Source organism: Schaalia meyeri (assembly GCF_900105015.1).
GTDB classification, from domain to species: domain Bacteria; phylum Actinomycetota; class Actinomycetes; order Actinomycetales; family Actinomycetaceae; genus Pauljensenia; species Pauljensenia meyeri.
The window spans coordinates 28,962-42,936 of the sequence record NZ_FNLK01000004.1; the positions used below are offsets into that span (position 1 = coordinate 28,962).

Annotated in this window: 6 protein-coding genes and 2 pseudogenes; 2 read left to right on the forward strand and 6 right to left on the reverse strand. The window is 63.9% G+C overall.

The genetic code is table 11. The features are described from left to right. Positions 1–102: 102 nt before the first annotated feature. Together BLT68_RS00745 and BLT68_RS00750 are read right to left on the reverse strand one after the other, a co-directional pair. On the reverse strand, positions 103–1,767 hold the full coding sequence (locus tag BLT68_RS00745) for a hypothetical protein (protein WP_074632452.1): 1,665 nt from the start codon (positions 1,765–1,767) through the stop codon (positions 103–105). Between the two features lie 1,433 nt (positions 1,768–3,200). Beyond that, positions 3,201–4,664, reverse strand: a complete 1,464-nt coding sequence (locus tag BLT68_RS00750) for a glycoside-pentoside-hexuronide (GPH):cation symporter (protein ID WP_074632454.1) — start codon at positions 4,662–4,664, stop codon at positions 3,201–3,203. Between the two features lie 197 nt (positions 4,665–4,861). On the opposite strand from BLT68_RS00750, the gene lacZ reads away from it, so the two are divergent. Beyond that, positions 4,862–7,927: a beta-galactosidase, LacZ type gene (gene lacZ / locus BLT68_RS00755; protein WP_074632456.1), complete on the forward strand. Its 3,066-nt coding sequence runs from the start codon at positions 4,862–4,864 to the stop codon at positions 7,925–7,927. Positions 7,928–7,984: 57 nt separating this feature from the next. On the opposite strand, the gene BLT68_RS00760 is transcribed toward lacZ, so the two are convergent. After that, a complete protein-coding gene (locus BLT68_RS00760) occupies positions 7,985–9,001 on the reverse strand; it encodes a LacI family DNA-binding transcriptional regulator (RefSeq protein ID WP_074632458.1) in 1,017 nt (338 codons plus the stop codon). Between the two features lie 195 nt (positions 9,002–9,196). Between BLT68_RS00760 and BLT68_RS00765 the strand changes: the two genes are divergently transcribed. Then, positions 9,197–11,104 carry an AMP-dependent synthetase/ligase gene (locus tag BLT68_RS00765; RefSeq protein ID WP_074632460.1) on the forward strand — a complete coding sequence of 636 codons (1,908 nt, stop codon included), beginning with the start codon at positions 9,197–9,199 and terminating at the stop codon, positions 11,102–11,104. Positions 11,105–11,199: 95 nt separating this feature from the next. On the opposite strand, the gene BLT68_RS00770 is transcribed toward BLT68_RS00765, so the two are convergent. The 3 genes and pseudogenes from BLT68_RS00770 to BLT68_RS00780 form a co-directional block, all read right to left on the reverse strand. Further along, the gene (locus tag BLT68_RS00770; protein WP_050694962.1) at positions 11,200–12,408 is read right to left on the reverse strand and encodes an ABC transporter permease; all 1,209 of its coding nucleotides are present in this window, start codon (positions 12,406–12,408) and stop codon (positions 11,200–11,202) included. After that, positions 12,398–13,094, reverse strand: a pseudogene (locus BLT68_RS00775) (ABC transporter ATP-binding protein). The gene BLT68_RS00770 and the pseudogene BLT68_RS00775 overlap by 11 nt, the downstream one beginning before the upstream one ends. Then, positions 13,091–13,975: pseudogene (locus BLT68_RS00780) on the reverse strand (peptidoglycan-binding protein); the annotation flags it as partial. The pseudogenes BLT68_RS00775 and BLT68_RS00780, both read right to left, overlap by 4 nt.

The window sequence follows — 13,975 nt, forward strand, 5'->3', positions numbered from 1 at the left end:
CGCTCGCGGACAAATCCGCGGGCGCCCCCTTATTTAGTCATCATCAGTGTCCAAACTGGTATTTGCGATACCTGCCGGCATACACTCCATGATCGTCGGTTCCTAACTATCAGATACAGATGCGCGGCTCACTGCGAACCTCTTGAGGTCAAGAAGCACTTGAGTGGATTCTTCGATGAGTTCAATAAAGTACTCTCGATGACTACGATCCCCAAGCTCCTGTTCAAGAAATGCTTGCCCTCCGCTACCGGACGCGTGCGCACCGATACGCGAGCGCATCTGTTGCACCTTTTTCAATAGCGAAATATCGCGTTCGGTGTACTCATAATCATTGCCCTCAAGAAACCGTCTTAGCTTATCAATCCCTTTTTCGCCAGAAACTCTATCTATCCCTTGAATCAAGCACTTCTCATTCAGCAGGTCAACCAAAATGAGAGCGAGATTTAGCGACTGAGCCCGAAACTCAGCTTCCGATTCATCCACTGGAATACGAAGCCGGGAAAGAACGCCCACATCAGCCCCTTCAGCCTGACGGTGAAGACGCCACCCCCAAGCAACCTCCCACTTGTCCTGCAGAGCAGCGTACACACGCTTAAAACGATGCTCCGGATTCCTACTCTCGACACCCTGATTAAAGAACGAACGCCGGATCGCCGCCTCACTCATACCGCCTATCGGCGCAATATTGTAGGCTCTCCAGTGATCCCAGTGACTCCGGGGAATATCACGACCAATGTCCCCCAAGAACACTGAGACATAATCACAGCAACCATTATCGAGACTCACTCCCCACAGCTGCCCACACGACAGGTATCCATCTTTGACCTCATAATCATCACCATCATAGTATCGACCCAGAACACCGGGTTTAAAATACACTGGAGTAAGGTAATGAGGCGCATCAGGGGTTTTACCGTAGCAGTTTCTAAGGCTCTCGGGATTACAGGTCCATCTAACAGGCTCACCGAACTCATTCTCACTAATAATGAACTCAGGATACTTATCGGCAGCAACTTCATCCCACGGCCAAATCCCACACTTCTCTCTTGGCGGAGCTTTCAAAACTCGTTTCGCCAAGACTCGCGTCGACACTCGAAGCCCTCGCAATGGATCGCTCCACACATTTCGAGACAAACAGCTAAGCTTTTCAACGGAACAAGACTCACAATCAAGGTCAGCTAAATCAGCGAGATCGCCATCATACTCCACACTCACGTTGGAATCGATGTACAAAACAGCATCAAGCTGCCTCGCAGCCAAATACCTCTTGAGGAGCGAGGTGCGAACTTCAATCTTCTTATCTGATATTCTGATTGCAAGTTCCTTGTCGCCACTTTCTTGAATCTCATAGTAGTTTCCCGACTTTGGATCACGCCACAATCGCATCAGAAATCTAAAGTTCTCTGAGAGATTCAACTCATTCGGAACAACGCCAAAGAAGTCCTGAACCACAACCAGGGGCTCGAACTCCGGAAGCGATTCAGACTTGAAATAGCTAACCCCGGCCCCATCATCAACAAAGCCTGGAACACCCTCACCCTTTCGAATGTCCCAGCTGGCATCACGAATTACTTTTTCACGTAACTTCGGTTGAGACAGAGCAATAAACTGCCCACCAAAGAACCCATCACCTCCATTCCAATTATCACAAATTACGGTCCACGGACCATCACCATTCACATAGAAGGAGTCGATCACCGACTTTTGCTTCAACACCCTTACCACTTCCTCGAAGTTACCAGAAATAGCGCTCGAATCATAATTCATGACATCTTCCTCTCCGTAGGGAATATGTGCAGCCCTATCGGAGCTACACGCAAACTCATTGGTCTCACACACATAAGTCTTACACACCTCCATAGTCACAGAGAGCGACGAACCGCCAGTCAGCACCCCTTCACCATCGCCTTGTCCCCAACTGTGGAATATTGGCGGGCCTTAGTCCCAATAGTATTCGAGTATGCGATACATACAGGATGGGGCGGGGGCAATGAGTTGGGTGAATGCTTCTTCTGGCGTGAGGTAGTCGAGGGTGACGCGGGGACAGTTGCACGGTTCGTCGGCGATGGCGCCCAGGTAGGGTTGATGGCTGGTAATGGGGGCATCTTTGGGCAGGTAGCGGCCAGCGGCAACAGTTCGTGTTCTCGTTTGCTCTGCCTTTCCCAGGGGCTTTGGGGGGCGGAAGCACACGCCCGGTTCCGCTGGCGGTGCCCCAACACTGGTTGCGAGCTATCATTCTTACTTCTCCAACCTCATACCGTCGCGGTAGTCGCGCCATCGGTCAGGGCGCGGATACGGCAGGGGAGAGCGTCGCACACCAGGCCACATTCTTCCGGCCCCGGGGGATGGCCCACCAGGACGAGACAACCGGTGGCGAGCGGTCAGCGCGGCCCGTCGCCCTGGCCCCACTTCATGCCGATGGTCGGGGCACGCCTTCCCAGTTTCCCGGTACCCCCAGTCGTCGATATCAGGGCGCCCGCCAGGAACCGCATACCCACGACCCGGGCGGCTCACACCCCCGGATGGGCGTCCACTTATGCACGCCCACCGCCGTGAGGGCAACACGATCCCATGCCCCCAAGCGATGCTCCTGCCAATGGCGTGTGGATCCACGAGTAAAGGGGACGCCGTAGCGGTCGGAGCAACGGGTCGAGAGTCGTGGTCTCAGTGGGAGCCAGGGGGACGCCGCCGTAGCGGACAGAAACAACTACTGCGGCACCCGCCCAACCCGACTTCGTCGGACTCTGTGCCTTGGCCTGTCCGTCAAAGACCCCGACTGCGATAGCTTCTTTGTCCACGACGCTAACGCCACGCGCAACTGTTCTCGCCGCCTTCCGGTGGTGCATCCCAAACGGCTGCCCGGGGCTTCGCGTGGGAGCGTCGCGGATCGGCAGAGGCGCCGAGCTCCCCCGACTCGGACTCCCGGACTGCCCCGCGAAGGAAGTCCCGCAGGAGGCGGGTTCGGCCCGATCCCGGCCCTGATCGCCGCGCCGAGCCCCGGTGACCGCATTGCCATTCATGTGGTCACCGGGGGCCGGCGCTGGGACCCACTCACTGCCTGCACCGACGCCGTCACACTCAGAGCAGGCGGTCACCGGGGGCCGCGACGCTGAGACTCAGCCACACCCCTGCGGTATCCGCTTCTAAGGTTCTCGCCCTCGTCGGGCCCATGGGCGGGACGGGCCCGCGGGCAGGCCCAGTCACTTCTCTGCGGCGTCCGCTTCTTCTCCTCCCAACGACGTTTCCAGCTGCTCGACGATCTCGGCGTGCTTCTTCTCGCTGAGGGTCACCTTGACCGCGAACACGGCGGCCGAGGCGACGATGATCGCGAGGGGGACGTAGAAGGCCGCGGTTTTGAACGTCGTGATGTTCGCCGCGGTCAGCGAGGCCGGGTCCGCGTCGTTGGTCATGGCCGCGGCGATCGCGACGAATCCGACTATCGAGTTGGACAGCGCGCCCGCGATCTTGTCGAGCATCGGGCGGACGGAGAGGGTCACCGCCTCGTTCCTCCGGCCCGTCTTGAGCTGCCCGTACTCCACCGAGTCGGTGAGGGTGAGGATGGCGGTCATCTGGATGAAGGTCGAGGGGATGTAGAACAAGACCAGGGCGGCGAAGACGACTAGGACGTTGTTCGAGAAGAAGATGAAGAGAACGTAGGCCGCCGCCATGAACGCCATGCCCGCCAGGTACAGGACGCGCCTGGGCACGCGCTTGTTGATGAACGGGTAGAGGGGCGTGGTCGCCAGGCCGATGCCGAAGGCGATGAGCCCCACCACCGAGTAGCTGTTCGGCATTTCGAGGACGAACTTGAACAGGTAGATCATGAAGCCGGTGGTCGCCACATTGGCCACGGAGTACAGGACGTACGACATGGACACCCACAGGAGCTGGTCGTTCTTCGCGATCGCGGCGAAAGCCTGCACAGGGTTGGAGCTCTCGGCGGCGTGGGCGCGCAAGGGGCTGTCCTGCTCGGTCGTCCCGAACGCGACAGCGAGGCACGTGACTATCCCCAGTACCGCTATCAGCGCCCCGAACCCGGTCCACCCCGCTTGGCTCTCCCCCGTGATCCCGGCGAAGACCGAGCTGAAGAACGCGACGACGGGCACCACGATGGCGGTGACGCCGTTGTACCCGATGGACCCTGTGAACGTGCCGAGGGCCGTGAAGACCCCCCGCTCGTGGGACGAGGACGACAGCGCCGGGATCATCCCCCAGTACGAAATATCGCGAAGTGAGTAGAAAATGTCAAGAACAATGAAAACAATGATGAAAACAACGATGAACACCATCTTGTTGATGTTGACCAGGCCGAACAGTCCGGTGAAGATCGCGAAGAGCAGCACGGACGACACCACACCCCCGACGACCTGCCAGGGATGGAAGCGCCCGAACCGGGTCGTCGTGTTGTCGACGAGGTTGCCGAGCAGGGGGTCGAGGAATATCTCAGCGATCCTGATGACGAAGACCAGCACGGTGATGACACCGATGAGCGCCTCGGCCTCCGTCCTCTCGTACTGGGCGAAGAGCGTCTGCGCCGCGTAGTACGTGACGAAGTAGGTGGACAGCGCGTTGTAGAACGCCGCCTGTCCGAGGTTGCCGAAGGCGTAGCAGATCCTCTGGACCAGGAGGGGGCGGGCCCTGGAGCCGTCCGATGCGGTTAACATGTTCTTCTCCTTCGAAGTCGGCGAAACTCACCTACCCACCGAAGTATACTGTTTTACTTCCAGATGTAAACCCACCCAACCACATCCGCCTCGAACTGTACAACAAACCTTGCCATCACACCCCCAATATCTGTAGACTCAAGGGTAATCCGGTTTACCTGATCAGCAGCGCCGCCATCACTCAGGAGGTAGATCCTATGCCACCCGCAGCCGCCACACCCTCAGCCCAGTGGCTCACAGACCCCACCGTGTTCGCCGTGAACCGGCACCCACAGCGGTCGCAGCACCGCACCGACGCCCCCAGGCAGTCCCTCAACGGCCCATGGGAGGTGCTCAACACTGACGCGCGCGCCATCGACGTCGCCGATCCCGAGTCGCCCGCCTCCGTACTGCGGTCCGCATCGGATCGGATCGCCACCATCCCCGTCCCCTCCACCCTTGAGACGAACGGAGGGTGGAGGCCCGCGTACGTCAACATCCAAATGCCCTGGGACGGGCACGCGGACCCGGAGGCCCCCTCGGTCCCAGACACCAACCGCGTCGCCCTCTACCGCCGCCTCTTCACCCTCGATGAGGACCTCCGGGGGGCCGCGCTCGACGGCGGAACCGTCCTGCTCTCATTCGGGGGTTTCGCCACCGCGCTCTACATCTGGTGCGACGGCGTGTTCGTCGGCTACTGCGAAGACGGGTACACCGCCAGCGAGTTCGACATCACCCGCCTGATCGGCGGGGCGTCCCCCGACACCATCCACGAACTCGTCGTCGCGTGCTACGAGCACTCCAGCGCCTCATGGCTCGAAGGACAGGACTCGTGGCGTTTCCACGGCCTGTTCCGGGGCGTCTGCCTCACGGCCCTGCCCCCCACCCACGTCAACAGCGTCCGCATCGACGCCGACTTCGACCACCACAGCGAGGTCGGCCGACTCCACATCAAAGCGGATGTCGTCGACCCCCTCGGGGGCGCATCAATCCGCGCGGAGCTCTTCGACTACTCCGATGCGCCCGTGTGGAGCACCGAAACACCCCGGAGCGCGGCGGCGGACCTCGTGTCCGACGGGATCCCCCAGATCGCGCCGTGGTCCGCCGAGTCCCCCACCCTCTACCGCCTCCACCTTGACGTCATCGACCGCGATGGGCGCACGTGCGAAACGGTGGCCCTCAACGTCGGCTTCAGGCGCTTCGGAATCGAGAACGGCATCATGACGCTCAACGGGCGGCGCATCGTCTTCAAGGGCGTCAACCGCCACGAGTTCCACCCGCGCAAAGGGCGCGCGCTCGACGAGGCGGACATGCTCGCCGACATCCGCTTCTGCAAACTCCACAACATCAACGCGATCCGCACCAGCCACTACCCCAACGACCCCCGCTTCTACGACCTGTGCGACGAGTACGGGATCTACGTCATCGACGAGGCCAACCTCGAGACCCACGGAACGTGGATCCTCCCCGGAGACGTCCCGACGCCAGACACAGCCATCCCGGGATCGCGGACGCAGTGGCAGGACGCGTGCGTCGACCGCCTCGAGCGGATGATGGTCCGCGACTACAGCCACCCGAGCGTTCTCATCTGGTCACTGGGCAACGAGTCCTACGGCGGTGAGGTCTTCCGCGCCATGAGCCGGCGTGCCCATGAACTCGACCCCGCGCGCCCAGTGCACTACGAGGGGATCACCTGGGACCGGGAGTACGACGACGTGAGCGACATCGAGTCCCGCATGTACGTCCACCCGGACGAGATCGAGCAGTACCTCGCGTCCTCGCCAACCAAACCGTACATCTCCTGCGAGTACATGCACGCCATGGGGAACTCGGTCGGCGGCTTGGGCCTGTACACGGACTTGGAGCGCTACCCCCATTACCAGGGAGGGTTCATCTGGGACCTGATCGACCAGGCCCTGTGGCATCCGGCGACCCCCGCGAGCGCCGGGGAGTTCCTCGCCTACGGAGGGGACTTCGGGGACCGGCCCTGCGACTGGGAGTTCTCCGCTGACGGGTTGCTCTTCGCCGACCGCACCCCCTCCCCCGCTGCGCGCGAGGTCAAACAACTGTACTCGGATTTCTCACTCGTCCCGTCCACAACCGGCGTCGATGTCACGAACCGGTCGCTGTTCACGTCCAGCAGCGCCTACGACCTGGTGTGCTCGCTCCTGGTCGACGGCGAAGCGGTCTGGCGGATCACAGTGTCTTCTGATGTCCGCCCCGGCGATCGCGCCACCGTGCCGTGCCCGTGGCCCATTGACGAGTACTCGGCGCCCGGCCGCGAGATCGTCCTCGTGGCCTCGCTGGTCCACCTCCATCGGACCGCGTGGTGCCCGGCGGGGCACGAAGTGTGCTTCGGCCAGTCCGTGCTCCCCCTCGCCGCGCCCCCGTTCCCCCTGGGCGCCGCCGATCGGAAAGACGCGTCGTACACGGTCGGACGCTGGAACATCGGGATGAGAACGGGCGGTGAGGAGGCGCTCTTGTCCCGGACGGCTGGAGGAATGGTCCTCTGGGCGAAGGACGGCGACCCCCTCGTGCTCCATCCCCCAAAACTCACGACGTTCCGGCCCCTCACGGACAACGACCGGGGTGCCTCCCACGGCTTCGAGCGCGCGGTCTGGACCGTCGCGGGCCGGTACGCCCGCTGCTCGGATGTCTCGGTGCGCCGGGAGGACCGCGGTGTCGAAGTCGCCTACTGCTACGAGCTCGCCGCCGTGGGCATCCCGGTCTCCGTGGTCTACCGCCTCAACGATGACGGCACGATCAGGTTCACCGCCTCGTACCCGGGGGCGCCGGATCTGCCGACGCTCCCCTGCTTCGGCATCGAGTGGGCGCTTCCGCCGTCGCTCTCCCGTTTGCGCTTCTACGGCATCGGCCCCGACGAGACGTACATCGACCGGCTCAGCGGAGGCCGCCTCGGGATATGGTCGCGTTCCCTCTCAGAGGACCTCACTCCTTACGTGGTGCCGCAGGAATGCGGGAACCACATGGGCGCGCAGTGGGCGGAGGCCAGCGATGAGCGGGGGAACGGGATCCGGGTCGTGAGTGCGGTCGGCAACCCGTTCGAGGTCTCCCTCCTACCGTACTCGAGCGCCCAGATCGAGGAGGCCGCCCACTGGTGGGAGCTCCCCGATCCCGGGCGCCGTCCGGCGACCCACTTGCGGCTCCTCGCGGCCCAGATGGGCGTTGGGGGCGACGACTCCTGGGGCTCCGAAGTCCACCCGGAGTACCTTGTGCCGTCCGAGCAAGCGCACGTCCTGGACGTCGTCCTGTCGATGCTGTGAACGGTGCCGCCGGTGCCCGGGACCGTGCGCTCCGGCCCCGGGCCCGTCGACCGCGCCCTAGACCGCCGAGGCGGGAACGAAACTCGAGCGGACCACCAGCTCAGTGGAGATCAGGACATGGTGGCGCTGCTCGTAGCGGCCGATGATCGAGTCGGAGAGGAGGAGGATCGCGGACTCGGCGAGCTCCTCGCGGTTGATCGCGTAGGAGGACAGCGGCGGGGCCGTGTACTCGCACACTTCGAGGTTGTTGATCGAGACCACCGCGACATCATCGGGCACACGCATTCCAGCCGCCACGAGGCATTGGAGCACTCCAACGGCCAGCGGATCCGCTGCGACGACGACCGCGTCCGGCGCCGGACCGGTGGAGTCCGCCAGTATCTGCTCCATCTGGCGGCGGCCGTTCTCCACCGTGAAAGAGCCCTCCGCGCAGACCCTCGCCTCGGCGGACAGCCCCAGGCGCTCCATCCAGTTGACGAACGCGAAAGTCCTGATGTCCTCCTCGTAGAAATGCATGCCCATGATATGGCCATCGCCTCCGACGAAGGAGATCCGCCGGCGTCCCTGGTCCCTCAGCGCGTCGATCGCGTCGAGGACCGTCTGCTGGAGGTCGGGGCGCACGGAGTGGAACAGGGTCGGCGCTGGATTGATATCAATGAAAACACCGTGGGGCAGCGCGGCGTGGAGCTTTTCGAGGTCGCCCCCCTTCAAAGGGGAGGGGCCGACCGAGATGAAACCGGAGAAGCGATCGGCTGCGCCGATGAGCGAATCGCAATCCGGGAAGGACGCGAGCGACATCATGTGCTCGGAGGCTTTGATCTTCAGCGCCTCGCGGACGTCGAAGAAGTAGGCGTCGTGGAGCCCCCGCTCAGGATCGACGTTGTCGAGGATCGCCACGTTCTGGGGGATTCCCACGCGCCTGCCCTTGAGCGCGTACCCCATTTCGTTGCCGACCTCGATAATCCGGCGGCGCGTGTCCTCCCGGACTGAGAACGTGGGATCCCCGTTGAGCACCCGTGACACCGTCGCCTTCGAATACCCGGTGGCGACGGCGATATCACTGAGGCTGACCATTTTGCTACCCTCCTTCGAGAACAGTTCCTCCGCGGTGTTCGCGCCGCTGAGGGCCTATTCCCGCAATCGGTTCCCTAGTCTAGCGCGTGCCCGTATGGCGATCCGATCGCCACCAACCGGATCCGATCCCGCCCCTGCCCCACCCTACGGTGCCGTAAGATAGGGCCCATGCGCGCCACGGACGAAGGAGCAGACATGAGCGACAACCCGACCCCCGCCTCGTCGGAGGACAGCGCCACGGAGCTCGAGGCCGTGCCCGCGCCGACCAGCGAGGGCGCCACGGAGGCACTGGAGTGGCACGCCCCCACGCTGGTGCGCATCGACGAGACCTGCACGATCCCCTGCCTGCTTCAGGACCGCGTGGGCCGCAGCCCCCGCCGCCCCCTCATCCTGCGCAAACTGGGCATGGGCGAGACGTGGCGGCCGGTGAGTGCCCGGGACTTCCACGAAGAGGTCCAGCAGGTGGCCGCCGGGCTCATCGCGCGCGGGCTGGAGCCCGGCCAGAGGGTCGCGATCATGAGCCGCACCCGCTACGAGTGGACGCTGCTCGACTTCGCGTGCTGGTGCGCGGGCCTGGTCCCCGTTCCCATCTACGAGACGAGCTCCATCGAGCAGGTCGCCCACGTGCTCTCCGACGCCGACGTCGACCTGGTCGTCACCGAGACCGTGTCCCTGGCGGAGATCGTGCGCGCGGCGGCCCAGCGCGACGCGGCCAAGGACGTGGCCGTCCTGTCACTGGACTCCGAGGCCATCGAGACCCTGGTCGCCGACGGCGCCGGCGTGCCCCGGGCCACCGTCGCCGCGCGCACCGAGGCCCTGACGAAGGACGACATCTCCACGATCGTGTACACGTCGGGGACGACGGGCACCCCCAAGGGCACGGTGCTCACCCACGAGAACTTCACGAACCTGTGCCTCAACTCCCACGCGTGGATGCCCGAGATCGCGGCGGGCGAGGACTCCCGCCTGCTCCTGTTCCTGCCACTGGCCCACGTGTTCGCGCGCTTCCTGCAGGTCTTCCAGATCAGCGGCAACGGCGTCATGGCGCACGTGTCGAACATCAAGAACCTGCTGCCCGATTTGGCCTCCTTCCGGCCCTCCTACCTGCTGGTCGTGCCGCGCGTCCTGGAGAAGATCTACAACTCGGCTGACGCGAAGGCCACGAAGGGCGCGAAGAAACGGGTCTTCCGGTGGGCCGCCCACGTGGCCATCGAGTACTCCAAGGCGCTGGACACCCCACAGGGCCCCTCGCGCTCACTGCGCGCCCAACGCGCCCTGGCGGACAGGCTGGTGTTCCAGACCATCCTCAAACTGGTCGGCGGGAACGCCCGCTACATCGTGTCGGGCGGGGCGCCCCTGGCGACCTGGCTCGGCCACTTCTACCGGGGCCTGGGCATCCCCGTCCTGGAGGGCTACGGCCTGACGGAGACGGTGGGCCCCGTCTCGGTCAACACCCCGCGCCTGTCGAAGATCGGCACCGTCGGCCCGGCGCTGCCGCCCATGTCCTTCAAAGTCTCCGACGAGGGCGAGATCCTGCTCAAGGGCCCCTCGGTCTTCCACGGCTACAACAACGACCCCGGGGCCACCGCCGCCTGCTTCACCGAGGACGGCTGGTTCAAGACGGGCGACCTGGGCTCCCTGGACCGCGACGGGTACGTGAGGATCACGAGCCGCGCGAAGGAGATCATCGTGACCGCCGGCGGCAAGAACGTCGCCCCGGCCGCCCTGGAGAACCCGATGCGCTCCCACCCGCTGATCTCCCAGGTCCTGGTTGTCGGCGACCAGCGGCCCTTCGTGGCTGCGCTCATCACATTGGACGCGGAGATGCTGCCCGTGTGGCTGGAGTCCCACGGCCTGCCGGTCATGAGCGTCGCCGAGGCGGCCACGAACGTCGAGGTCCTGGCATCCTTGCAGAAGGCGGTGGACGGGGCGAACGAGCATGTCTCGCGCGCCGAGTCGATCCGCAAGTTCAAGGTGCTCACCTCGGACTTCACCGAGGCCAACGGGCTCCTCACGCCCTCCCTGAAGGTCAAACGCGCGGAGGCAATGCGCCGATTGGCGTCGGTGATCGACGAATTGTACGGCGGCCCGATCCAGGGGTGACCGCACATATACGCATATACGAACGAGGCCGTGGCCGACCCGCGCACCACCCGACGGATGGTTGTGCGAGCCTGCCACGGCCTCGACCGCTGTTGCTACTGGGAGGCGAGGGCCGCGGTGGGCGGCGTGTGGGCCGCTCGGATCGCCGGGTAGAGGCCGGCGACGGCACCGATGAAGAGAGTGGCACTCAGTCCCGCAGCAATCACCCACCAGTGCAGGGTGGGCGGCCAGCCGTAGGCCAGACACATGCCCCACGTGACGGCCGCGCCGATCAGGCAACCGGCCAGGCCACCAAGGAAGGACAGGATCAGGGCCTCCGCTAGGAACTGCACGCTGATGTGAGATCTCCGCGCACCGAGCGAGCGACGCAAACCAATCTCTTTTCGGCGTTCGAGCACCGAGATGATCATGGTGTTCGCGACGCCGATACCGCCGACGAGGAGGGCGATCGAACCGACTCCAGCGAGCAGCGTCGTCAGCGTCTGATCAGCCGCATTCTGGGCGGCCAACGCGTCCGACGGACGCGAGACCTTCAGGCCCGTCGCACCCTGCGGGGCCAGAGTGGGACCCAGGAGGGAACGAACCGTCTCGACCTGAGACTCCTCGGAGCGCTCGTAGATGGTCGTCGGGGTCTTGCCCGCGCCAAAGAGCGTCGTCGCCGCCGGAATACCAATCAGCGCCGCGTTGTCGAGCTCCTCAGCGAGGGGCAAGTGGTTCATGATTCCCAGAACCGTAAAGGACGTGCCCCCAAGCCACACCTGGGTGCCGGGCCGCACGACGCCCAAGAGCTGCGCGGCCTTCGAGCCGAGGACCACACCCGGGTAGTGCGCGGTGGCCTCGTTCATCCAGACCCCCTGCTTCATGGTCCCAGAAACGACGTCAAGCAGGTTCGTATCGGCAGCCATCGTCAGTGTTCCACCGGTCGCGTTCGGATCGGAGAGCCGAGAGCGGTAGACGGAGACACCCTTGAGTGTCGAGGTGGATGCCGCCGAGGTGACGCCGGGGATCATGAGGGTCCGGCCAACGGAGTCTTCCGGAAGCACCAGGTCAGCACCGGACAGGTCGGAGCCGCTACGTGCCGTCAGCATGTTGGTGCCGAGCGCACGCAGCTGTTCCTGCAGGCGCGCCTGCGACGACGAGGACACTCCGACGACGCCGACCATCGCCGCAATACCAATGGCGATGCCCAGGGCCGAAAGAACGGCACGCATGGGACGCGAACGCAGGCCGGTCAGTCCTAAGCGACCCACGTCGCTGGCACGCAAGCTGGAGCGAATGGCGCGGGAGTTCCTGCTATGCCTCATGGTTACCTCCCGAATATGCTGAGTCAGAAACAAGTTGTCCGTCACGGATAGCGATCTGGCGAGGCAGAGAAGCTGCCAGATCGTTGTCGTGCGTGATAACGATGATCGTGGTGCCGGCTTCGTTGAGCTCACGCAAAAGGGTGACAATGGAAGCACCCGATCGGGAGTCAAGGTTGCCGGTGGGTTCGTCGGCGAGCAACAGGCGGGGTGCCCGATGAGGGCTCGCGCGATGGCGACGCGCTGGCGTTCACCGCCCGACATCTGGTGCGGCTTGTGGTCCATCCGGTGTCCGAGCCCGACGCGCGTCAAAGCCTCGCGGGCTGCGTCGCGCCTGCGGGAGCGGGGCACCCCCCGGTAGAGCAGGCCGTCGGCGACGTTATCCAAGGCAGAGACCCCCTGCGTGAGGTGAAACTGCTGGAACACGAAACCGATGAAGTTCGACCGTACTCCGGACAGGTCGGTGTCGCTCAGGGAAGACACGTCGGTACCGTTGATGCTGACGCTCCCGGAGGAGGGCGGTCGAGGGTTCCGATGAGGTTGAGCAGAGTCGATTTACCGGATCCGGAGGGACCAACGATGGCGACGAACTCACCTTCGTCCACGGTCAGCGACACTCCGTTGCAAGCGTGCACAGGCGGACTGCCGAAGGACCGGTGCACGTCGGTCAGTTGCAGAATGTGGCTCATCTGTTGGGCACCACCACGCGCTGACCTTCTGTGATCCCATCGCCACTGATCTCGACGCGGTCACCCGCGAACAGGCCGACGGTGACGAGAACGCGCCGCACCTCGCCGTTGTCATCGACGATCTCGACGCCGAACTGATCGGCGCTCAGTGCAACGAGTGCGCTCAGGGGCACGGAGAGCACGTCCTTGCGTGTCTCCGAGGTGAGCCCCAGCGACACGGATGCTTCCTGGGTTCCTTCGAGCGCGAAGTGTCATCGGGGGTGACAGTGATCGGAATGATCCGTTCCTTGTTTGTCTCCTTGCCGGCCCTTCTCCTTAGCGCCTTCCTCGCCGGGCTTCTCGGTCGGCGGCTCCACGGCAGTGATCGTTCCGGTGGTGGTCGAAGCCGCTCCCGGCAACCGAATGGTCACCTTGTTACCGACGACGCCCAGGGCCTGGTCAGAAAGCTTGAGGTTGGCGGAAACAATCTGGCGCGAAGACGAGGCCGTGAAGAGCTCTGTCTCCGGCGTCGCGGTGTCACCGACGCGGGACTTGAGAGCCCCGACGCGCACGTCCTCCGGCGCAAAGAGAACGGTGCCGAGAGGCAGGGTGCCGTCCTGCTCAAGGCCGAGCGCCTTCTGCCAACGCTTAATGGCGGCAATCGTGTTCCCGTCGAAGTGGTCGTTGGGGTTGGCGCGGAAGTGGCCAAGCTCCGACAGAGCGGTCTCCAACTGCTTAACGTCATCGCCGTCACTCATGCCCTCGGCGAAGGCTCGCCAGGCGGGGGTGGCGCCGTGCAGCAGGTACGTATTGCTGCCGGCAACCGTGTAGACATGTGCCTTGAGTGAGCGTGGTGCCGGGGGTCGGCAACGAGGTAACGACACCCTCGAACGCGCTCTTGA